General features: G+C 70.1%; 23 protein-coding genes and 1 riboswitch. Of the genes, 11 read left to right on the forward strand and 12 right to left on the reverse strand.

Annotated elements, in window-relative coordinates; genetic code table 11:
• Positions 1-311 precede the first annotated feature (311 nt).
• Complete coding sequence (gene typA / locus FKR81_RS26955) at positions 312-2207, reverse strand: translational GTPase TypA (RefSeq protein WP_146355777.1); 1896 nt, start codon at positions 2205-2207, stop codon at positions 312-314.
• Positions 2208-2369: 162 nt separating this feature from the next.
• On the opposite strand from typA, the gene FKR81_RS45685 reads away from it, so the two are divergent.
• Positions 2370-2492 carry a hypothetical protein gene (locus tag FKR81_RS45685; protein WP_268891585.1) on the forward strand — a complete coding sequence of 41 codons (123 nt, stop codon included), beginning with the start codon at positions 2370-2372 and terminating at the stop codon, positions 2490-2492.
• A 55-nt stretch (positions 2493-2547) separates the two neighbouring features.
• On the forward strand, positions 2548-2886 hold the full coding sequence (locus tag FKR81_RS26960) for a hypothetical protein (RefSeq protein ID WP_222598416.1): 339 nt from the start codon (positions 2548-2550) through the stop codon (positions 2884-2886).
• Here the strand turns inward: FKR81_RS26960 and FKR81_RS26965 are convergent.
• On the reverse strand, positions 2876-3178 hold the full coding sequence (locus FKR81_RS26965) for a YciI family protein (RefSeq protein ID WP_146355780.1): 303 nt from the start codon (positions 3176-3178) through the stop codon (positions 2876-2878). The two genes, FKR81_RS26960 and FKR81_RS26965, sit on opposite strands and share 11 nt — an antisense overlap.
• Before the next feature lie 166 nt (positions 3179-3344).
• On the opposite strand from FKR81_RS26965, the gene trpS reads away from it, so the two are divergent.
• Entirely contained in the window at positions 3345-4283 is a 939-nt protein-coding gene (gene trpS / locus FKR81_RS26970; RefSeq protein WP_146355782.1) for a tryptophan--tRNA ligase, read from the forward strand.
• On the opposite strand, the gene FKR81_RS45195 is transcribed toward trpS, so the two are convergent.
• Genes FKR81_RS45195 through FKR81_RS26985 form a run of 3 tightly spaced genes read right to left on the reverse strand, consistent with a single transcriptional unit; the run spans position 4276 to position 7049 of the window.
• Positions 4276-5049, reverse strand: a complete 774-nt coding sequence (locus FKR81_RS45195; protein ID WP_235921788.1) for an NUDIX domain-containing protein — start codon at positions 5047-5049, stop codon at positions 4276-4278. The genes trpS and FKR81_RS45195 overlap by 8 nt on opposite strands.
• 9 nt (positions 5050-5058) lie before the next feature.
• Complete coding sequence (locus FKR81_RS26980) at positions 5059-6321, reverse strand: sensor histidine kinase (protein ID WP_146355784.1); 1263 nt, start codon at positions 6319-6321, stop codon at positions 5059-5061.
• Positions 6318-7049, reverse strand: coding sequence for a response regulator transcription factor (locus tag FKR81_RS26985; protein WP_186763192.1), 732 nt, complete (start codon positions 7047-7049; stop codon positions 6318-6320). Before FKR81_RS26985 ends, FKR81_RS26980 begins: the two co-directional genes overlap by 4 nt.
• A gap of 134 nt (positions 7050-7183) precedes the next feature.
• On the opposite strand from FKR81_RS26985, the gene FKR81_RS26990 reads away from it, so the two are divergent.
• From FKR81_RS26990 to FKR81_RS27000, 3 genes are read left to right on the forward strand one after another with little or no spacing between them, the layout of a single operon-like run.
• Positions 7184-8239, forward strand: coding sequence for a LolA family protein (locus FKR81_RS26990; RefSeq protein WP_146355786.1), 1056 nt, complete (start codon positions 7184-7186; stop codon positions 8237-8239).
• Complete coding sequence (locus FKR81_RS26995) at positions 8236-9258, forward strand: ABC transporter ATP-binding protein (protein WP_146355788.1); 1023 nt, start codon at positions 8236-8238, stop codon at positions 9256-9258. The genes FKR81_RS26990 and FKR81_RS26995 overlap by 4 nt, the downstream gene beginning before the upstream one ends.
• Positions 9255-10103, forward strand: coding sequence for an ABC transporter permease (locus FKR81_RS27000; protein ID WP_186763193.1), 849 nt, complete (start codon positions 9255-9257; stop codon positions 10101-10103). The genes FKR81_RS26995 and FKR81_RS27000 overlap by 4 nt, the downstream gene beginning before the upstream one ends.
• On the opposite strand, the gene FKR81_RS27005 is transcribed toward FKR81_RS27000, so the two are convergent.
• From FKR81_RS27005 to FKR81_RS27015, 3 genes are all read right to left on the reverse strand, one after another.
• Positions 10065-11039, reverse strand: a complete 975-nt coding sequence (locus FKR81_RS27005) for an ABC transporter ATP-binding protein (RefSeq protein WP_146355790.1) — start codon at positions 11037-11039, stop codon at positions 10065-10067. The two genes, FKR81_RS27000 and FKR81_RS27005, sit on opposite strands and share 39 nt — an antisense overlap.
• A complete protein-coding gene (locus FKR81_RS27010) occupies positions 11039-12592 on the reverse strand; it encodes an ABC transporter permease (RefSeq protein ID WP_235921789.1) in 1554 nt (517 codons plus the stop codon). The genes FKR81_RS27005 and FKR81_RS27010 overlap by 1 nt, the downstream gene beginning before the upstream one ends.
• A 35-nt stretch (positions 12593-12627) precedes the next feature.
• Positions 12628-13623 carry a thiamine ABC transporter substrate-binding protein gene (locus FKR81_RS27015; protein ID WP_146355794.1) on the reverse strand — a complete coding sequence of 332 codons (996 nt, stop codon included), beginning with the start codon at positions 13621-13623 and terminating at the stop codon, positions 12628-12630.
• Positions 13613-13727, reverse strand: a riboswitch (TPP riboswitch). (Overlaps the previous gene by 11 nt.)
• A 47-nt stretch (positions 13728-13774) precedes the next feature.
• Between FKR81_RS27015 and FKR81_RS27020 the strand changes: the two genes are divergently transcribed.
• The gene (locus tag FKR81_RS27020) at positions 13775-14068 is read left to right on the forward strand and encodes a 4a-hydroxytetrahydrobiopterin dehydratase (protein ID WP_146355795.1); all 294 of its coding nucleotides are present in this window, start codon (positions 13775-13777) and stop codon (positions 14066-14068) included.
• Between the two features lie 81 nt (positions 14069-14149).
• Complete coding sequence (locus FKR81_RS27025) at positions 14150-15118, forward strand: glycoside hydrolase family 88 protein (protein WP_186763194.1); 969 nt, start codon at positions 14150-14152, stop codon at positions 15116-15118.
• Here FKR81_RS27025 and FKR81_RS27030 read toward each other — a convergent pair.
• The 3 genes from FKR81_RS27030 to FKR81_RS43755 all read right to left on the reverse strand — a co-directional run bounded on the left by FKR81_RS27030 (position 15035) and on the right by FKR81_RS43755 (position 16884).
• Positions 15035-16249: a mannosyltransferase gene (locus FKR81_RS27030; protein ID WP_146355799.1), complete on the reverse strand. Its 1215-nt coding sequence runs from the start codon at positions 16247-16249 to the stop codon at positions 15035-15037. The two genes, FKR81_RS27025 and FKR81_RS27030, sit on opposite strands and share 84 nt — an antisense overlap.
• 258 nt (positions 16250-16507) lie before the next feature.
• Positions 16508-16663, reverse strand: coding sequence for a DUF6131 family protein (locus tag FKR81_RS43750; protein ID WP_186763195.1), 156 nt, complete (start codon positions 16661-16663; stop codon positions 16508-16510).
• A 50-nt stretch (positions 16664-16713) separates the two neighbouring features.
• A complete protein-coding gene (locus FKR81_RS43755) occupies positions 16714-16884 on the reverse strand; it encodes a hypothetical protein (protein WP_186763196.1) in 171 nt (56 codons plus the stop codon).
• A 156-nt stretch (positions 16885-17040) separates the two neighbouring features.
• On the opposite strand from FKR81_RS43755, the gene FKR81_RS27035 reads away from it, so the two are divergent.
• Positions 17041-17559, forward strand: a complete 519-nt coding sequence (locus FKR81_RS27035; protein ID WP_186763197.1) for an RICIN domain-containing protein — start codon at positions 17041-17043, stop codon at positions 17557-17559.
• A gap of 101 nt (positions 17560-17660) precedes the next feature.
• On the opposite strand, the gene ychF is transcribed toward FKR81_RS27035, so the two are convergent.
• Complete coding sequence (gene ychF / locus FKR81_RS27040; RefSeq protein WP_146355803.1) at positions 17661-18740, reverse strand: redox-regulated ATPase YchF; 1080 nt, start codon at positions 18738-18740, stop codon at positions 17661-17663.
• An 80-nt stretch (positions 18741-18820) separates the two neighbouring features.
• On the opposite strand from ychF, the gene FKR81_RS27045 reads away from it, so the two are divergent.
• Together FKR81_RS27045 and FKR81_RS27050 are read left to right on the forward strand one after the other, a co-directional pair.
• Entirely contained in the window at positions 18821-20149 is a 1329-nt protein-coding gene (locus tag FKR81_RS27045; RefSeq protein WP_146355805.1) for a DNA-3-methyladenine glycosylase 2 family protein, read from the forward strand.
• Positions 20146-20652: a methylated-DNA--[protein]-cysteine S-methyltransferase gene (locus FKR81_RS27050; protein WP_146355807.1), complete on the forward strand. Its 507-nt coding sequence runs from the start codon at positions 20146-20148 to the stop codon at positions 20650-20652. The genes FKR81_RS27045 and FKR81_RS27050 overlap by 4 nt, the downstream gene beginning before the upstream one ends.
• Positions 20653-20703 lie beyond the last annotated feature (51 nt).

Here is a 20703-nt window from a genome sequence, read left to right on the forward strand (position 1 = left end):
ACTCTCCCGGCCCACCAGCAGGGGCACGATCTTTCGTCAGGACTCAGACGTCCAGGAGGAACGAGTGCTCACCTGCCAGCGGCTACCAGACCCGAGTCTGCCCGACGGGCGACTCACGACTCATTAGAAGGAGCGCCCGCCGCACTGGTGACCCCGCACTGCCCAACGGGCGCGGCCCTCGAGCACAACCGGCGGCCGAACGATCTCCCCGAACTTTCCCGAGGTGGGTGGGGCCTCGCGACAACCCGGAAAGCCATGAGGGGAGCTTTCCCAGCGGTCAACGCTGGGAAAGCTCCCCTCATGGCGCACGATCAGCCGCGCTGCTTCAACTTCGAGCGCTCACGCCCACGCAGGTTGGCGTCCAGCGTCACCTTGCGGACGCGGACGACCTCGGGCGCGACCTCGACGCACTCGTCGGACGCGCAGAACTCGAGCGCCTCCTCGAGCGACAGCTTCCGGGGCCGGGCCAGCGTCTCCATGACGTCCGCGGTGGACGTGCGCATGTTGGTGAGCTTCTTCTCGCGGCACACGTTGACGTCGAGGTCCTCGGCGCGCGGGTTCTCGCCGACGACCATGCCCTCGTAGGCGTCCGCGCCGGGCTCGACGAAGAAGGTGCCGCGGTCGGCCAGCTGGATCATCGCGTAGGCGGTGATGGAGCCGGTGCGGTCGGCGACCAGCGAGCCGTTGTGGCGGGTGCGGATCTCGCCCGCCCACGGGCCGTAGCCCTCGGCGACGGCGTTCGCGATGCCGGTGCCGCGGGTCTCGGTGAGGAACTCGGTGCGGAAGCCGATGAGGCCGCGCGACGGCACGACGTACTCGAGCTTGATGCGGCCGGTGCCGTGGCCCGCCATGTTCTCCATGCGGCCCTTGCGGTTCGCGAGGAGCTGGGTGATCGCGCCGAGGTGCTCCTCGGGGGCGTCGATGGTGAGGTGCTCGTACGGCTCGTGGATCTTGCCGTCGACCATCCTCGTGACGACCTGCGGCTTGCCGACGGTCAGCTCGAAGCCCTCGCGGCGCATCTGCTCGACCAGGATGGCCAGCGCCAGCTCACCGCGGCCCTGCACCTCCCAGGTGTCCGGACGCTCGGTGGGCAGCACGCGGACCGACACGTTGCCGACGAGCTCGGCGTCGAGACGGGCCTTGAGCACGCGGGCGGTCAGCTTCGTGCCGCCGTTGCGGCCGGCGAGCGGCGAGGTGTTCACACCGACGGTCATCGAGATCGCGGGCTCGTCGACCGTGATGCGGGTCAGCGGGCGCGGGTCGTCGACGTCGGCGAGGGTGTCGCCGATGGTGATCTCCGGGATGCCCGCGATGGCGCACAGGTCGCCTGCCTTGGCCGACTCGGCGGGGATGCGGTCGAGCGCCTCGGTGATCAGCAGCTCGGTGATCTTGACGCGCTGGGTCGTGCCGTCCTCGCGGCACCAGGCGACGATCTCGCCCTTGCGGATCGTGCCCGCGGCGATGCGGCACAGCGCGATGCGGCCGAGGAACGTGGAGGCGTCCAGGTTGGTGACGAGCGCGCGCAGCGGCGCGTCGATCTCGACCTTCGGGGCGGGGATGTAGTCGAGCAGCACCTGGAACAGCGTGTCCAGGTTCTCCTCGTCCGGCAGGCCGCCGTCCTCGGGCTGGTTGAGCGACGCGCGACCGGCGCGCGCGGACGCGAACACGACCGGCAGGTCCAGCACGGAGTCGTCCGCGCCGACCTCGGTCGCCAGGTCGAGCAGCAGGTCGTGCGCTTCCTCGACGACCTCGGAGATCCGAGCGTCGGGGCGGTCGACCTTGTTGACGAGCAGGATGACGGGCAGACCGGCGGCGAGCGTCTTGCGCAGCACGAACCGGGTCTGGGGCAGCGGGCCCTCGGAAGCGTCGACGAGGAGCACGACGCCGTCGACCATGGCGAGCGCACGCTCGACCTCACCGCCGAAGTCGGCGTGGCCGGGGGTGTCGACGACGTTGATGATCACATCGCCGTCAGGCGTGTGACGCCTCACAGCGGTGTTCTTCGCGAGGATGGTGATGCCTTTTTCGCGCTCGAGCTCGCCGGAGTCCATGACTCGGTCCACGAGCTCGGCACGCGCGGAGAAGGCACCGGACTGGCGCAACATGGCGTCGACCAGCGTGGTCTTGCCGTGGTCAACGTGGGCGACGATCGCGACGTTGCGCAGGTCAGTGCGCGTCTCGGTGATCGACGCGGTGGCCGTGGGCACGCGGAACTCCTAGAGCTTGAAGTCAAGGGAGGGGCATGCGCCGGACACAGTTATGCGCACCGCCGTACTCCAGGGTACCGGCCGCGTCGCGAATACCACACAGTACTGCCCCGTGAGGTGAGCCTCACCTAGCCTAGCGACACCCGTCGGAGTGGAGAGCTAGTGGGTAAGAAACTCAAGAAGAAGTGCTGCCGGTCGAAGCCGCGGTGCAAGCGGTGCCCGGTGCTCGCACTGCTCAAGGCCAAGGAGAAGGAAAAGAAGAAGAAGGACAAAAAAGCTGCTTAGAGTAGTTGCCTCAACACGGTCGGCTACCGTCCGCCGCGATTGCGTCGACGAGGCGGTGCTCGCCGAGGAGGCGGGCTTCGACCGGGTGTGGGCCGTCGAGCACCACGGGCTCCGGCACCACGCGCACATGAGCGCCCCCGAGATCTTCCTGACGATCGCGACGGCCGCGGCGTACGGCGTCGGCGCGCTGGTGCTGGGCTTCGGCGGGCCCGACCACATCAGGGAGCTGCGCGGGACCTACGACAAGGCCATCGGCGAGCACCTGGTCTCGACCGAGGTGAACGACCACTTCGCCGCGCTGTGCCCCACGGTCGTCCTGCCGGACCGGGACCGGGCGCGCGAGGTGGGCCTGCGCGGCCAGCGGTTCTTCGTCATCCCGCGGTTCAGGTGGTGAGCACGGCCTCGTTCAGCATGACGACCTCGGCCGCGGTGCGGGTGGCCTCGAACTCGATCACCTCGCACTTCACGAGCTTCTGCACGACCCACGGGTCCGTCGCGAGCAGCGCGTCGAGCTTCCCGCGTGGCATGGGCCGGGTGAGGATCACGCCGCCGGTGCGCGGCCGCTGACGACCCGATGCGATGAAGAGACCCGCCTCGTACTGCTTCTCGACCCACGCGCGGTGGTCGGGCAGGGCGTAGTCGATTTGTTCCAACGGCGCGTCATATCGGAGCAGCACGATGAACATGGACCAACGGTAGTCCTAGAATGGTGAACGTGCGCACTCTGAACGTCTTCTGGTGGACCGTCTCCCGGCGGTCCTAGAGCTGTGCGCTCACCTCAACCAGGCCGCCCCATCGGGCGGCCTTTTTCGTGCGCTCGACGTGGCGGCCCTGCACCGAAAGGGCACGATCATGATTCGACTCTCGGCCATCACCCCGTCCGGGCACGTCCAGCTGGGCAACTACCTCGGGGCGGTGCGGCGCTGGGCGCGCGAGGGCACGCCGGACGACGTGTACTTCATCAGCGACCTGCACGCGATGACGTCGTCGCACAACCCGGCGAAGCTCCGCACCCTGACGCGAGAACAGTTCGCGGTGCTCATCGCGACCGGGGTCGACCCGCACAGCGTGTGCGTGCAGTCGGACCTGGTGCGCGAGCTGGGCGCGCTGACGTGGGTGCTGGAGTGCACGTGCACCTACGGCGAGGCCGCGCGGATGACGCAGTTCAAGGAGAAGTCAGCCAAAACAAATTCGGCTAGCCGGTCGTCGGTGCGGCTGAGCCTGCTCACCTATCCGGTGCTGATGGCGGCGGACATCCTGCTGCAGGGCGCCGGTGAGGTGCCGGTCGGCGAGGACCAGCTCCAGCACGTCGAGCTGGCGCGCGCGTTGGCGCGGCGGTTCAACGGCACGTACGGCGAGGTGTTCACGGTGCCGAAGGCCGTGGTGCCGAAGGCGGGCGCGCGCATCAAGGACCTCGCCGACCCGGCGCGGAAGATGGCGAAGTCCGCACGCGACTCGACGGGCACGGTGTTCGTGCTCGACCCGCCGGACCTGGTGCGCCGCAAGATCCGCCGCGCGGTGTCCTCTCCGGAGGGCATCGCGAACCTGGCGGACGTCCTCACCGCGTGCACCGGCAAGGAGGCCGAGGACTTCACGGATCGCTACGCCGAGTTGAAGGACGTCGTCGCCGACGCCGTCATCGAGGAGCTGCGCCCGGTCCGCGAACGCACCGTCGAACTGCTGGAGGACCAACCGGAACTGGACCGCATCCGCGCGTCGGGGGCGTCCCGCGCCCGCTCGCGCGCCCAGCACACCCTCGACGCGGCGCTGCGGCTCTCCGGCCTCACCTGAGGAGCGCCTCCAGCGCGGGGACGAGCACCCGGTCCGCCGGGAGCCAGTCCAGCGCGGGGATCTCGGCGGCGGTGAGCCACCGGATTGCCTTGTGCTCCAAGGCTTCCGGCTCACCGCCGTCGAGCTTCGCCGCGTAGACGCGGAGGAGCAGATCTTCCTTCAACGGGATGTCCGGCCCGACCTGGTCGCCCACGACGACCGGAACGCCCAGTTCCTCGTCGCACTCGCGCACCAGCGCGTCCACCGGCTCCTCGCCCGGTTCGACTCGACCGCCGGGCAGTTCCCATTGCCCCGCATGGGATTCCGGGTACGCGCGCTGCTGCGCCAGCAGCAGTCCGTCCCGCACGATCGCCGCGCCGACGACCACACAGGCCTGGTTCAACGCCTCGCAGCGCTTCGCCAGCGCGTCTCCCCGTTGTTCCAGCACGCGCAACGCCATGCCGCGCCCGACCGTGACGTCCACGAACCGGCCGAGCAGACCGCCCGGCGTCGTCCACGACACGAGGTCGACCACCATCGTCCCGGCGGCCGTCGGCACCAGATCTGTTCTGAGGGAAAGGAAATCGCCTTCAGCGGACACACCGGACAGATCTGCTCGCGTCACCTTCAAGCGCACGCCGAGCGGTCCGCCGAGCTCGTCGCCCAGGCACAGCAGCGGGCCCGCCACCTTCACGCCGAACTTGGTGATCAGCGACGTGTCGAGCAGCGCGCCCGCAACGGTCTGGACGGGCGCTTCGACCAGCGCGGAGGCTCGGAGTTCGGGCACCAGCGATCCTTACCAGGACGGCCAGCGGATCTCCAAACGCGCCCCGCCCGACGGCGACTCCCCCGCGCGCACGGAGCCACGCCGCCGCCGCACCAGGTGCGCAACCAGCGCGAGCCCGAGCCCGAACCCGCCGGACGACCGCCCACGATGCTCCTCGACCCGGTAGAACCGGTCGAACACGCGGGTCCGGTGCTCGGGCGGGATGCCGTGCCCGTCGTCGTCCACCATCAGCCGCACCTCCCGCCCGGCGGGCAGCACCGACACCGTCACCAGCGTCTGCGCGTATCGCGCGGCGTTGCGCAGCAGGTTGTCGATCACGAGCTCGACCTCGGACCTGGTCGCGGACACGAGGCACGCCGACGGCGGCGCGGTCAGCCGCACCACCAGGTCGGAGTCGAGCCGCGCGATGGCCGCCTCGGCCTCCAGCACCAGGTCGACGCCCTCGGCGCGGGGCAGCTCACCGGTGTCCGCGCGCGCCAGGATCAGCAGCGCGTCGACCAGTGAGGACAGCCGCTGCGACTCCTCGACGACGGACTCCAGCACCTCGATTGAGAAGTCCGGGTCGGGGTGCGCGACCGCGACCTCGGCCTGCGCGCGCACGGACGTCACCGGCGAACGCAGCTCGTGCGCGGCGTCGCCGGTGAACCTGGTCAGCCGCTCGGTGGCTTCGTCGCGGCGAGCCAGAAGCGCGTTCAACGCCTCGGCCAGAGCCTGCAGCTCGTCCTTGGACGCCGGCACGGGCAGCCGTTCCCCGCGCGGCAGCGAGGCCGCGGCGATGCGCATCCGTTCCACCGGCACCAGCGACGACCGCACGGCCAGCCAGGTCGCGATGCCCACCAGGCCCGCGACCAGCACCGCGGCGACCGCCAGCCAGCGCGTGCCGAGCGAGTTGGCGTTGCGGTAGCCGAGCAGCACGTCACCGGCGACCCGCAGCTGCGGTGTGCCGTCCGGGCTGAACACGACCTCGCCCTTCCACCGGTGCGCGGACGTCTCGTCGAGCCGCAGCACCGGCTCACCGGACTTGAGCTGCCGGATCTCCGACGTCGTCAGGTCGATCGACGGGCCGCCGTCGACCGGCGCGCCGGAGATGTCGAGCACCCGGACCATCCCGCCGCGGTCGAGCTCCTGGTCGACCGCGCTGATCTGCACCAGGCCGATCAGGCCGGGCGCGAGCAGGGTGAATGCGAGCAGGCACAGCAGCGCGACGCCGGTGGCGACGACGGTGATCCGGAACCGCAGCGAGCGCCGCAACCACCAGCGGCGAGGGTTCACCGGCGAACCCGGCTGGTGGACTGGCTGAGCGCGGAGTCCAGATCGGGGGTCGACGCGATGTAGCCGTGGCCGCGCACGGTCCGCACGACCTCGCCCGCGCCCATCGCGTCGAGCTTGCGCCGCAGGTAGCCGACGTACACCTCGACCGCGTTGCGGGTGGCGGCCTGCTCGTCGCCCCACACCGCGCGCAGCAGCTCGTCCTTCGTCACCACGGAACCCGCGCGCGAGGCGAGCACGTCCAGCACCGCGTACTCGCGCGGCGACAGCGCCACACCTTCACCGCCCCAGGTGACCTCGCGCAGCGCGCGGTCGATCACCAGCTCCCCCAGCGTCAGCTTGCGCCGCGCTCCGCCGCCGCGCCGCAGCAACGCGCGCACCTGCGCGACGAGCACGACGAACGAGAAGGGCTTCACCAGGTAGCCGTCGGCGCCGAGGTCGAGGCCGTCGGCCTGGTCGACCTCGCCGTCCTTCGCGGACACCATCAGCACCGGCGTCCGCACGCCTTCCGCGCGCATCCGCTGCAGCACCCGGTACCCCGACAGTCCCGGCAGCATGATGTCCAGCAGCACCACGTCGAACGCGCCGGTCAGCGCGACCCGCAACGCGGTCGGCCCGTCGGCGGCGGTGACGACCTCCATGCCCTCCGCCGACAGGCCGCGTTCCAGTGCGCGGCGCACGCCGATCTCGTCGTCCACGACCAGCACCCGAGGCTTCACACGGCACAGCATGCCGCCTACGAGGGAGAATCGCCTCGGGTTCCTCAGTCGACTCTCAGCATCCCGAGGCAGGCCGGAGCCGTCTCAGCGCGATCTCAGCAACGACCGCGCAGTGTTGGGGATGTCAGAGACCCACAGGAGGGGACATGAACAAGCGAAGGGTGACCCTGGCCGCTGCGGCGGCCGGCGTGGTCGCCGGTGTCGTCGGGCTGGGGGTGTCCGCGATGCCAGCGGGTGCGGGCCCGTCGCCCGACCTGCCGGACGTCACCGCACAGTCACTGGTCGAGTCGGTGCTCACCGCGAAGCCGGGCGCGTTCGGCGGCACGGTGGAGGCGACGAACAACCTGGGCCTGCCCGCGATTTCGGGTGTCCCGCAGCTCGCCGACGGCGCGCACAACGCCCGGATGTGGACCGACGGCGACGGCAGGCTCCGCCTGGCGCTGCCGGACGGCCAGTCCGAGCAGACGATCGTCGACGACGGCACCACCACGTGGACGTGGAACTCGTCGAAGTCCGAGGTCACGAAGGTCGTGCACGGTGCGGAAGCACCGGACGCGAAGGAGCAGTCACCGGGCGACCCGGTGTCGACCGCGCGTGAGCTCGTCGCCGAGATCGAGAAGTTCAGCGACGTGAAGGTGGACGGGACGGCACGCGTGGCCAACCGCGCCGCCTACGAGCTGGTGCTGGAGCCGAAGCCGACGGAGAAGACGCTGCTGCGCGAGGTCCGCGTGGCGGTCGACTCCGAGATGCGCATCCCGCTGCGGGTCGCCGTCTACACCAACGGCACCAACGCGCCCGCCGCTCAGGTCGGCTTCTCCGACATGAACGTCGGACCGCAGGACCCGGCTCTCTTCAAGTTCACCCCCGGTGCCGGCGTGAAGGTCACCGAGGGCAAGAAGGAAGAGGCCCGGCACGAGGTCGAGTCGGCTGAGGAGGCGATCGCGTCGGCGACGCCGCAGATCTTCGGTGACGGCTGGGACACGGTGGTCGGGGTCAGGGTCCCGGCCGACCAACTCCAGCAGATCACGGCTGAGGGCCGCGGCCTGGTCGACAAGATCATGAAGCCGGTCAGCGGCGCGTGGGGCAGCGGCAAGCTGTTCACCGCCAAGGTCGGCAACATCCTGCTCGCGGACGACGGCCGCGTGGTCGCGGGTGCCGTGCCCGAGCAGGTGCTCTTCGACACGATCGGACAGGTGAAGTGACCACCTCGACCAGCGCGCCGGCGACGGCGGCGCCCCAGAACGACGGGGCGAAGAAAGCCGCCGTCGCCGCTCGGACCCGCGGTCTGCGCAAGGTGTACGGGAGCACGGTCGCCGTCGACCGCGTCGACCTCGAGCTGCCTGAAGGCGCGGTGCTGGGCATGCTCGGCCCCAACGGGTCGGGCAAGACCACCACCATCCGGATGCTGCTCGGGCTCGTGCGGCCGACGCAGGGGGAGATCGAGCTGCTCGGCAAGCCCTTGCCGGAAGGGGCCGAACACGTGCTGCCGCACGTGGGCGCGCTGGTCGAGGGACCGGGGTTCCACCCGTTCCTGTCGGGGCGGGAGAACCTGCTCCGGTGCGCCGCTTTCGAGCCGCTGCTTCCCAGCGGTTCGGTCAGGCAGGCGGTGGAGGACGCGCTGGAGCGCGTCGGCCTCGCCGCGGCGGCGCACCGGCGCTACCGGGGCTACTCGCTCGGCATGAAGCAGCGCCTCGGCCTGGCCGCGGCGTTGCTGGTGCACCGCAAGCTGATCGTGCTGGACGAGCCGACGAACGGGCTCGACCCGGCGGGCACGCGGGAGATCCGCCGGATCATCGCGGACCTGCACGCGGCGGGCACCACCGTCCTGGTGTCGTCGCACCTGCTCAGCGAGGTCGAGGCGACGTGCACGCACGTGTGCGTGCTGCACCGCGGAACCGTGGTGGCGCAGGGGGAACTGGCGGACCTGTTGCAGGCGGGCGGTTCCGCGCTGCAGGTCATCACACCGGACGTGGAGGCCGCGCTGACCGCGTTGCGCCACGCGAAGATCTCGGCGCGGCCGCTGGAGGAGGGCCTGCGCGTCGAGCTGACCGGGACGTCGGCTCCGGCCGTCGTCGAGACGCTCGTGCACGCGGGGGTCGCGGTGCACGAGGCGACGAAGTGGAAGACGGGGCTGGAGGAGCTGTTCGCACGGCTCACCGAGGCCGAGGAGTCAGAGCACAGTCTGTCCGCTGTGGACACGCTGGACGGGGGGAACCGATGATCGTCGACCAGGGTGTGCTTCCCACCCGCGGCGGCATGCTGGTCCGGCAGCTGCGCTCGGAGCTGCGCTGGATGCTGCGCAGGCCGCGGACGCTGATCGGGCTCGGCGGCCTGTGCCTGGTGCCGATCGTCGTCGGTTTCGGCGTGTGGCTCGCGACCAGGGACGAGGGCGGCGGCGGTGGGGCCGGCCTCGAGGGGATCCTCAGGGGCAACGGCCTGGTGCTGCCGATCTTCGCGCTGTTCCTGTCGGCCGGGTTGCTGCTGCCGATGGTGGCGTCGATCTGGTCGGCGGACGGGCTGGCCGGTGAGTCGCAGCACGGCACGCTGCGCGGGCTGCTGATCGCGCCGGTGTCGCGGGTGCGGCTGCTCGTGATCAAGTTCTTCGGCCTGGCCGCGATGTCGCTGTTCGCGGTGACGATGATGGCGGTCGTCGGGGTCGTCTCCGGCATCGCGTTCCTCGGCAACGACGGGATGCTCACGTTGTCCGGCAACGTGTTGACCACCGGCCAGGCGGTCGGGCGCATCGCGTTGTTCGTGCTGCTGATCACGTTCCAGATGATCTCGATCGGCGCGGTCGGGCTGGCGATCTCGGCGTGCACCGAGCACCCGCTCGTGGTGCAGGCGTCGGTCATGGCCGGGTTCATCGTGTTCGCCGTGCTGGGCAACCTGCCCTCGCTGGACTGGCTGGACCCGTTCCTGATCACCACCGCGCTGCCGGGGCTGCTCGACGTGATGCGCGACCCGATGCCGACCGAGCAGCTGTGGGACAGCACGTTCCTCGCGGCCTGCTACCTGGTCATCGGGCTGTCACTGGCCACCATGCGGCTCGTCACGAAGGACAGCTAGGCCGTCCTGCTCGACGACGAGGCGGACCCGGTCACCGATCTCGGTGACCGGGCCGACCGCTTCGTACTCGTCGCCGTCGATCTCGACCAGCAGGCGCACGTGGTCGCGGCGGTGCACCCGTTCCAGCACCACGCCTTCGAGCGTGCCCGCCGGGTCGACTCGCAGCGCGGACGCCCGCAGACCGACCCGGTCGTTCGCGAGCCCGACGAAGCTGCCCGGCACGAACTTGTTGCAGCCCAGGAACTTCGCGGTCTCCACGTCGGCGGGCTCGCGCCACACCTCGGCCGGCGGGCCGACCTGGCGGATCTTCCCCTTGCGCATGATGGCGACCCGGTCGGCGAGCGTGAACGCCTCGTCGTGGTCGTGCGTGACGACGAGCGCGGTCGCACCGGCCTCCCTGAGCAGCCGCGCCAGGTCGACGGCGAGCTGTTCGCGCAGCGCGCGGTCGAGCGCGGAGAGCGGTTCGTCCAGCAGCAGCAGACGGGGTTGCGGGGCGAGGGCTCTGGCGAGCGCGACGCGTTGCTGCTCGCCGCCGGACAGCTGGGTGACCTTGCGGTGCTGGTAGCCGTCGAGACCGACGAGCTCGAGCAGCTCGTCGATGCGCTTGAGCCGCACTTCCTTGTCCACCTTGGCCATGCGCAACCCGAACGCCACGTTGCCCGCGACGTCGCGGTGCGGGAACAGCTGGCCGTCCTGGAAGACGAGGCCGAAGCCGCGCTCGTGCACCGGGGTGCCGGTGAGGTCGTCGCCGTCCCAGCGCACCTCGCCGTCGTCGGCCTTCTCCAGTCCGGCGACCGTGCGCAGCAGCGTGGACTTGCCGCAGCCGGACGGCCCGAGCAGCGCGACGACCTCACCGTCCGCGATGTCGAGGCTGACGTCGTCCACGGCCGTCGTCTGTCCATAGCGGACGGTGATGTGCTCGATCCGCAGTGACATCAGAACTCCCCGCTGCTCGGCACGCGCAACCGCTCGATCAGCAGCACGCAGGCGATCGTCACGACCATCAGCAGCGCGCACGCCGCGTAGGCCATCTGGCTGTTCAGCGCGCCCGGCCGCGACATGAGCCGCGCGATCACCACCGGCAGCGTCGGCGCGTCCGGCCTGGCGAGGAAACTCGTCGCGCCGAACTCCCCCAGCGCCACCACGAAACCGAAGCCCGCGGCGGCGACGAGGCTGCGTCCGACGAGCGGCAGGTCGACCTCCAGCCACACCCGCGCCGGGCCGGCGCCGAGCGTCGCGGCGGCCTGGCGCAGTCGTTCGTCGACCGCTCTGAGCACGGGCAGCACCATGCGCACGACCAGCGGCGTGACGACCAGTGCCTGCGCCAGCGGCACCAGCAGCGGGCTGGTGCGGAAGTCACCGGGCAGCGCGTCCATCGTGACGAGGTAGCCGAAGCCCACCGTCACCGCGGAGACGCCCAGCGGCAGCATCAGCGCGGTGTCCAGCGCCTCGGAGACGCGGCTGCCCGAGCGCTTCAACCCGATCAGCACGAACGCCGAGAACACGCCGACGACCAGCGCGATCGCGGTCGCGTCCGTGGCCGTGCGCAGCGAGTTCAGCGCCGCTTCGACCCCTGAGACGGACAACGTGCCGCGCTCGCCCGTGGTCGCGAGCGCCCGGTAGCCCGCTAGGCTCCAGCCATCCCTTGTGGACAGTGAACGAATGATGAGCCCGACAACGGGTGTGAGCAGGGCGAGCACCACAGCGCCCGCCGCGGCGACGACCGCCCACTCGCCGCCGGTGGGCCTGCGGGCCAGCTCTTCGCGGCCCTTCAACGCCAGCGCGGTCTCGCGGCGGCGCCGGGCCAGTGCGCCGAGCAGCAGCACCGCGATCACGGCCGCGAACTGGATCAGCGACAGCGCCGCCGCGCCGGACAGGTCGAACAGCTCGACCGTGCGCAGGTAGATCTCGGTCTCCAGCGTCCGGTACCGCGCGCCGCCGAGGATGAGCACGACGCCGAAGCTGGTGGCGCAGAACAGGAACACGACCGCGGCGGCCGAGCCGATCGCGGGCGCCAGCGCGGGCAGGACGACGCTCAGGAACGCGCGCGGCCTGGACGCGCCGAGCGCGCGGGCGGCGTCCTCGGCGCGACGGTCGGTGTGCGCCCAGAGCCCGCCGACCGTGCGCGCGACGACGGCGACGTTGAAGAACGCGTTGGCCAGCACGATCGGCAGCACGCCGCCGTCCGGCCAGAACGCGCGGAACGCCAGTCCGACGACCACGGTCGGCAGCACGAACGGCACCATCACGGCCGCGCGCAGGACGCCGAGCCCGCGGATCTTGCACCGGGCCAGCACGAACGCGACCGGGAGCCCGGTGATCACCGCGACGACCGTGGCCGCGGCGGCCTGGCCCAGCGTGAACGCGACCAGCTCCCAGGTGTCCGCGCTGGTCAGCGCCTCGGAGATGCCGCCTTCACGGAGCCCGAGCGTGATGATCGCCAGCACGGGCCACGCGAAGAAGACGGCCAGGAACCCCAGCGGCAGCAACGCCGCCAGGGTCCAGTTCAGCCTGGAACGCCGGTTCAGCCTTGAACGAGGGTGCGCCACTGTTCGACCCAGCGTTCCCTGCCGTCGCGCACCTTGTCCGGTGCCAGCTGCTGCGGCTTCTCGGGCAGCGGCGCGGCCTTCGCCCATGACTCCGGCAGCGCGACACCCTCGCGTGACGGGTAGACGTACATCTGCTCGGCGACCTGGGCCTGGAACTTCTCGCCCAGCAGGAAGTCCAGCACCTTGCGCGCGTCCTCGGCGTTCTTCGCGCCCTGCAGCACGCCCGCGTACTCGACCTGTCGGTAGCAGGTGTCGAGCAGCGCCTTGGTGCGGCCTTCCTCGGCGCTCGGTGAGGAGGCGTAGGAGACGACGACCGGGCGCGGGCCCTTGCCGCTGGAGCCGGAGAACTCCTGCGTGTAGGCCTCTTCCCAGCCGCTGACGACCTTGACACCGTTGGCCTTCAGCTTGGTCCAGTACTCCTGCCAGCCGTTCTCGCCGAACTTCGCGATGGTGCCGAGCAGGAACGCGAGGCCCGGTGAGGACGTGGCCGGGTTCTCGACGACCAGCTTGTCCTTGTACTTCGGGTCGAGCAGGTCCTCGTACGACTTGGGCTCGTTGCCCGCGAGCGCGCCGGTGTCGATGTTGACGCACACGTCGCCGACGTCGACGGCGTGCAGCTTGCCGGTGTCGTCCGCCTTGTACCGCTGCGCGCCCTTGTCCGCCTCGGGCGAGGCGTATTCCGCGAACACGCCCTCCTGGAGCGCGCGGCTGGCGAACGTCGAGTCGACGCCGAACGCGAGGTCGCCGATCGGGTTGCCCTTGGTGAGCACGAGCTTGTTCGTGAGCTCACCGGCGTCACCGCTCGCGAGCTGTTTCACGGTGATGCCCGAGGTGCGCTGGAACTCGTCCAGCACCTCCTGCTTGACCGCGAACGAGTCGTGCGTCACGAGCGTGACCTCGTGGCTCTTGGGCGCGGTCTGCGTCGAGCAACCCGCCGCGAGCAGCGCGGCGACGAGCACAATCCTTCTCATCATCTCTCCCTACGCCGGCATGAACCGGATCAGGTGGGGACGGTCGAGGGCTGGCGCGCCCTCCTCTCAGCCCGGCGCAGCACCGGACTCCCGTGGCAAACGCGCAGCTTACGCCCATGCATCAGATCGATTTGGGTGGGACGATCTGGACATGGCCGAACTGCTGACGGACGACCAGCTGACCGAGATCCTCACGAAGCTCCCCGACTGGACCGCGCAGGACGCCGCGCTGGTGCGCACGGCGGAGCTGGGCAGCTTCCCGATGGCGATCATGGTGGTGAACCGGGTCGCCGAGATCGCGGAGAACGACAACCACCACCCGGACATCGACATCCGGTGGCGCACGCTGACGTTCCGGGTGAGCACGCACTCCAAAGGCGGGATCACGGCGCTGGACGTGTCGCTGGCCGAGGAAATCGACGGCGTCCTGGACGCGCTCGCCTGACGTCCGCCAGGATGGGCGACACCGCCGCCTCGAGTGAGAGGCACCTTGATGCGGTTTCGCACATCTCTGGTTGTCGCATTTGTGGCGGTTGGGCTGGTTTCCACACCGGTCACCGCGCAGGCCGTGCCCTGTGCCGTCACGGACGCGATGACGAAGGCGAGCCAGCACTGGCTCACCAACGGCCCCGACCTCGCGGCGAACAACTGGTCCAACGCGAACTACCACGTCGGCAACCTGGCGCTGGTGCGCACGACGGGCATCAGCAACCACAAGACGTGGCCGTGGGTGAAGGCGAACAAGTTCCTGCTGCCGCTCGACACGGCTCACCCCTACGCGGCCGACCCGCAGTCATCGGGTGAGCCGTACCTGGACGTGGCGTTCTTCCACCCGGAGCCCGAGGTGCTGCAGCCGCTGCGGGACAACCTGCGCGCGCAGGTCCGCGACGGGAAGACCTACTGGACGACGCCGGACGCGCTGAACATGTCGCTGCCATCGTTCACCCGGATCGCCGTCGCCGACCGCGACCAGGCGATGCTCGACTACGCGCAGAAGTCGTTCCGCGCGTTGCAGCGCCGCACGTACAACGAGTTCACCGGCCTGTGGAGCTTCCACACGCAGACCAACGGGTGGGCCGTGCAGGGTCTCGCGAAGGCCGTGCTGAACCTGCCCGCCGACAGCCCGGCCCGCGCCGACTTCGCTCGCACGCTGCGCAAGTCCGCTGCCGCACTGGCGCGTCAGCAGCGTTCCGACGGGTTCTGGGCGTCGTCCGTGCACGGCCGCGACATCGAGGCCGCGTCCACCGCGATGATCACCTACGCGATCGCCGCGGGCATCAACGCGAACGTGCTGGACCGGCCGACCTACCTGCCGATCGTGCAGCGCGGCTGGGCGGCGCTGACGTCGAAGGCGCTGGCCGCGGACGGCAAGTTCGGCTACGTGCAGGCCCGCGGCTCGTCGACGCCCGCGTCAGCCGGTGACACCGCTGGTTTCGCGGTCGGCAGCTTCCTGATCGCCGGTCAGCAGGTCGTCCCGCTGACGCCGGGTTGCTAGCCCGATCGCGGCCAGCGTGAGCAGGCCCGCGGCCGGATAGCCCCAGCCGAGCAGCGAGAAGTACCAGGGCCGCGGGAAGTCCCAGATGTTCGGCTGGGCCATGAGCAGGAACGAGATGAGGTAGCCGCCGGTCGCGAGGACCCAGGCGACCGCGGCGACCGTGCAGAGGCGGTGTCCGCCCTGGTAGATGAGCCACACCAGGGCGGGCACCATCCACACCCAGTGGTGGCTCCACGAGATCGGCGACACCAGCAGCCCGAGGAACTGGACGCTGATGATCAGGGCGAGGGTGTCCTTGGTCTTGCTGACGGCGTACCAGGTGAGCGCGGCGGCCACGAGCACGCACAGCAGGTACGGGATCCCGGTCTTGACGTCGTAGCCGAGCGTGCGGGAGATCGCACCGCGCATCGACTGGTTGATCGCACTGCCGACGGGGCCGACGCGGCTGGCGTCACCGAGCAGCTCGAACCAGAACTTGTTCGACTGGCCGGGCGAGATCAGGTGCCCGATGCCGAACGTGGCCACGAACGCCGCGAACGACCACGCGGCGGCGGCCCATTTGCGCGTGATGAGGAAGTACAGCCCGGAGATCGCCGGCGTGAGCTTGATCCCCGCGGTAACACCGACGCCCGCACCGGCGACGTAGGAGCGGGCGCTGGCCAGCGTTCCGATGAGGACAGCCGCGAGCACGAGGTTGACTTGCCCGTAGTTCAGAGTTGTGCGCACCGGCTCGATCCACAGCGTGAGCCCGGTCCACAGCATCACTCGCCTGGGGTCGTACCTGCCGATCAGCTTGAAGCTGGTGCGGACGATGAACCACAGGCACGCCAGGCAGAGCAGCTGCCACACCCAGCGCGAGGCCTCCCACGGGATCCAGCTCATGGGCGTGAAGATCGCGGCCGCGAACGGCGGGTACGTGAAGGGCAACGGGAACACGTCGGCGTACTGGTCGAGCCGCCACTCGTAGAGGTCGCCGGCGAACAGATGCGGTGATCCGTTCCGGTAGACCAGGAGATCGATCATGGTCATCTTGGCCTGGAACTGGACCATCAGCAGGTGCCCGGCGACCGACAGGGCGAGCAGCCACGGTGCTACGGAGAGCACACGCGCTTCCACAGCACGCAGTTTCACCGAAATCACGTTACCGGAGGCAACATTTCGGGGTACTCCGGCGTCAGATGAGTTGGAGAGAACAACTGAGGGAGTATTGCTGATCATGTCTGTTGATCTTGTAGTCGCCGGGTTGGCCGCACTGGGGATGCTGGTTACCGCGTTCGGCGTCTTCGCGGTTGCCGCGCGCACCAAGGGACTCTGAGTTGCGCGCCTAGGGGCCTCGACCGAATTGGTCGAGGCCCCTTTTGCGTTACCTGCGTTATCGCGGCTCACGGTTTAGAAGTAGTGAGCACGCCCACCGATCGGACGGCCGACTGCACCGAGGACGGCCAGGATGGCGCCGATCACGAGCAACACGACGCCGATGGTAGTCAGGATGGAAATCCCGGCCAACCAGCCGACGACGAGCAGGATCAGTCCGAGGACGATCATGACACCTCCAAGTGGGGAATGCATTCCAGAGGTACCCCACGCGGACGGCATCAAACGTCGAGCAGAACGCAGATCGCATATTTCCAGGCGCGGTGTTCACCGCGCCGGGCAACACTCACCGCTTGGTCACCGACTATCAGCGCGCAGTCACAACCCTCGACGACCTGCTTCGGCTCGGGGACGTAGCTCCGTCCGGCCGCGCACAGCTCGGCCGTCAGCATCAAGGTCTCGGCCCGATGGCGTCACCGCGTTCGGGTTCGGTCGGAATCCGGTCACGTGACCTGGCAGCACCGGACAGTCGTCGGCAGAACGACGCAGCACCAGTGCGGACGGCGGCCGTTGCCGGTTCGGCGCCCGAGCCTACGAGAGGGATCCAGATGAGAAAACGGATCGTCGCAGCAACGCTCGCCCTGATGGCGGCCATGATCGGTTCGCTCGGCACCGCCACGCCGGCGTCCGCCGACGACCACTTCGACGTGACCGTCCGGAGCACGGCCACCGGGATGTGCCTGGCGCCGCAGGGCGAGTCGTTGGCCACCGGCGTGCCCATCGTCCAGGTCACGTGCAACGGCAGCCCGTTCCAGCGATGGGACTTCGTCGACCACGACGACAGCATCTTCCAGATCCGCAACGCGGTCTCGCGGAAGTGCATGGACGTGGCGGGTCGCAACAACAACGGGACGCCGGTCCTCCAATGGGACTGCGGCGCCGCCAGCAATCAGCGGTTCCAGGCGGGCACGAACCTGCCGAACTTCGTGACGCTCAGGTCGCGCGTCGCGCGCACGAGCTCCCACTGCCTCGACGTGCCGGGCGGTGTGGCCACCGAGGGCGCCGCGATCCAGATCTGGGTCTGCAACCGCACCCCCGCGCAGATCTACGGCGTTTTCCCCGTCTGACAGCAGGCCGGCCCGGCTGCGGCGACCCGTGCGGTTGCCGCGGCCGGTGTCGTCTCACCGCTCGGGGTCGGTCCACAGGATGTGTGGACCGACCCGAGCGCTCAGACGTTGAAGCGGAACTCCACGACGTCGCCGTCGACCATCGTGTAGTCCTTGCCCTCCATGCGGACCTTGCCCGCCGCCTTCGCGTCAGCCTTGGACCCGCACGCGACCAGGTCGTCGAACGAGACGACCTCGGCCTTGATGAAGCCCTTCTCGAAGTCCGTGTGGATGACGCCCGCGGCCTGCGGCGCGGTCGCGCCCTGCGGGATCGTCCACGCGCGCGCTTCCTTCGGCCCCGCCGTCAGGTACGTCTGCAGGCCGAGCGTGTGGAAGCCGGCGCGGGCCAGCGAGTAGAGACCCGGCTCGTGCTGGCCGATGGACTCCAGCAGCTCGCGCGCGGACTCCTCGTCCAGCTCCAGCAGCTCGGACTCGACCTTCGCGTCGAGGAACACCGCGTCGGCGGGCGCGACGAGCTCGCGCAGCTCCTTCATGCGGGCCTCGTCGCTCAGCACGCCCTCGTCGGCGTTGAAGACGTAGAGGAACGGCTTGGTCGTGAGGAGGCTCAGCTCCCTGAGCAGCTCACTGTCCACTTCGGACTGCGCGGAGAACAGCGTGCGACCGGAGTCGAGGATGTCCTTGGCCTTCTTGGCGTTCTCGAGCGGGGCGCGGCGGTCCTTCTGCATCCGCGCCTCCTTCTCGATCCTCGGGATGGCCTTCTCGAGGGTCTGGAGGTCGGCGAGGATCAGCTCGGTGTTGATCGTCTCGATGTCGCTCGACGGGTCGACGCGACCGTCGACGTGCACGACGTCCGGGTCGTCGAAGACGCGGATGACCTGGCAGATCGCGTTGGCCTCGCGGATGTTCGCGAGGAACTTGTTGCCGAGACCCTCGCCCTCCGACGCGCCCTTCACGATGCCGGCGATGTCGACGAACGACACGACGGCGGGCACCTCGCGCTCGGAACCGAAGATCTCGGCGAGCTTCGTGAGGCGCGCGTCGGGCAACGGCACGACACCGACGTTCGGCTCGATGGTCGCGAACGGGTAGTTCGCGGCGAGCACGTCGTTGCGGGTCAGCGCGTTGAACAGGGTGGACTTGCCGACGTTGGGCAGGCCGACGATACCGAGGGTCAAACTCACGAGCGACGAGTCTACGGCAGCGGAACGTCGTGTCTGATTTCCGCGAGCCATGTCGGGTTTCCGCTGGCAGGATCGTTGTCATGTTGGTTGACGAGGAACGCGCCTACCGAGCGGTCGCCGCACGCGACGCCCGCTTCGACGGCTGCTTCATCCTCGCGGTGCGCACGACCGGCATCTACTGCCGCCCGTCGTGCCCCGCCATAACCCCGAAGCGCCGCAACTCCCAGTTCTTCACCACCGCCGCCGCGGCCCAGACCGCGGGCTTCCGCGCGTGCCGCCGCTGCCTGCCGGACGCCGTTCCGGGCTCACCCGAGTGGAACCTCCGCGCCGACCTCGCGGCCCGCGCCATGCGCCTGATCTCGGACGGCACCGTCGAACGCGACGGCGTCCCCGGTCTGGCCGCACGTCTCGGTTACTCGGAACGCCACCTCACCCGCGTGCTGAACGCCGAACTGGGCGCCGGCCCTCTCGCTCTGGCCCGAGCCCACCGCGCCCACGCCGCACGCCTGCTGATCGAGACGACCGAGATGTCGTTCGCCGACATCACCTTCGCCTCGGGCTTCGCGTCCGTGCGCCAGTTCAACGACACGATCCGCACCGTGTTCGCCGCGACCCCCTCCGAGATGCGCGGCCGCAGCCGCTCCCCGCTCGGCACCTCGGGCCGCATCGTCCTGCGCCTGCCGTACCGCCCGCCGTTCGACGCGGCCGGCCTGCTGGCCCACTTCGCTGCCTCGGCTCTGCCCGGTGTGGAGGAGGTGACCGCCTCGTCGTACGCGCGGGCGTTGCGTCTGCCGCACGGCTCCGCCACCGTCCGCCTGGTCCCTCGTGACGGCCACGTCGAGTGCTCGCTGCGCCTGTCCGACGTCCGCGACCTGGGCAGCGCCGTCGCCCGCGTACGCCGCCTCCTCGACCTCGACGCCGACCCGCACGCCGTCGACGAGTTCCTCGGCCGCGACCCGGCTCTGGGCGGGTTGGTCGCGGCGACACCGGGCATCCGCGTCCCCGGCAGCGTCGACGGCGCCGAGACCCTCCTGCGCCTGGTGCACCCGTCACCGCCCCTGGGTGAGCCGCTCGACCAGCCGGACGGTTCACTGACCCACCTGTTCCCCGCGGTCGTCGACGACTGCGCGGTGTGTTCGGCCCTCGCGTCCGGACGCCTCGTCGTCGACGTCGGCCGCGACCCGGAGGACCTTCGCGCGGAACTGACCGACCTGGTCGGCCCGGCCGTCGCGGACACCGTCGTCATGCGGGTGCTCGGCGCACCGGACGTGCTGCCGCTCACCCCCGACGTGCGCGCCGCGGCGCGGTCGCTGGGCCTCCCGTCCGACCTGGCCGCACACGGCCGCACGTGGCGCCCGTGGCGTTCCTACGCGGCGGCACACCTGACCAGAAAGGCACCGACGTCATGAGCACGGCACACACGTCCACTGTGGACACTCCGGCGGGCCCGTTCACCGCGATCGTCGCGCCGGACGGCGCGGTGCTCGCGAGCGGCTGGACCCCCGGCCCCGACGCACTCGTGCCACTGATCAACGCCTCGCTGCGCCCCGCGTCGTTGCGGACGATGCGCGACCTCGGCCCGGTGACCGCCGCCGTCGTGGCCTATCACCGCGGCGACTTCGCCGCCGTCGAGGACGTCGAGGTGCGGCAGCGGTCCAGCGAGTTCATGGAGTGGTCGTGGTCCGTGCTGCGCGGGGTGTCCGCCGGCAAGCCCATCTCCTACGCCGACTACGCGGCGCTGGCCGGGCGTCCGGCCGCTGTGCGGGCCGCCGCTTCCGCTTGTGCGCGCAACGGCGCCGCGCTGTTCGTGCCGTGTCACCGGGTGGTGCGGACCGGCGGGGCGCTCGGCGGGTTCCGGTGGGGTGTCGACGTGAAGCGGTGGCTGCTCGGCCACGAGTCGTCAGAGGCCTGAGCCCACGCCGCCCCCGCGTTCCTCTTCCTTGCGGGAACGAATGGGACCACC

Origin of the sequence: Lentzea tibetensis (assembly GCF_007845675.1) — a bacterium.
GTDB classification, from domain to species: Bacteria; Actinomycetota; Actinomycetes; order Mycobacteriales; family Pseudonocardiaceae; genus Lentzea; species Lentzea tibetensis.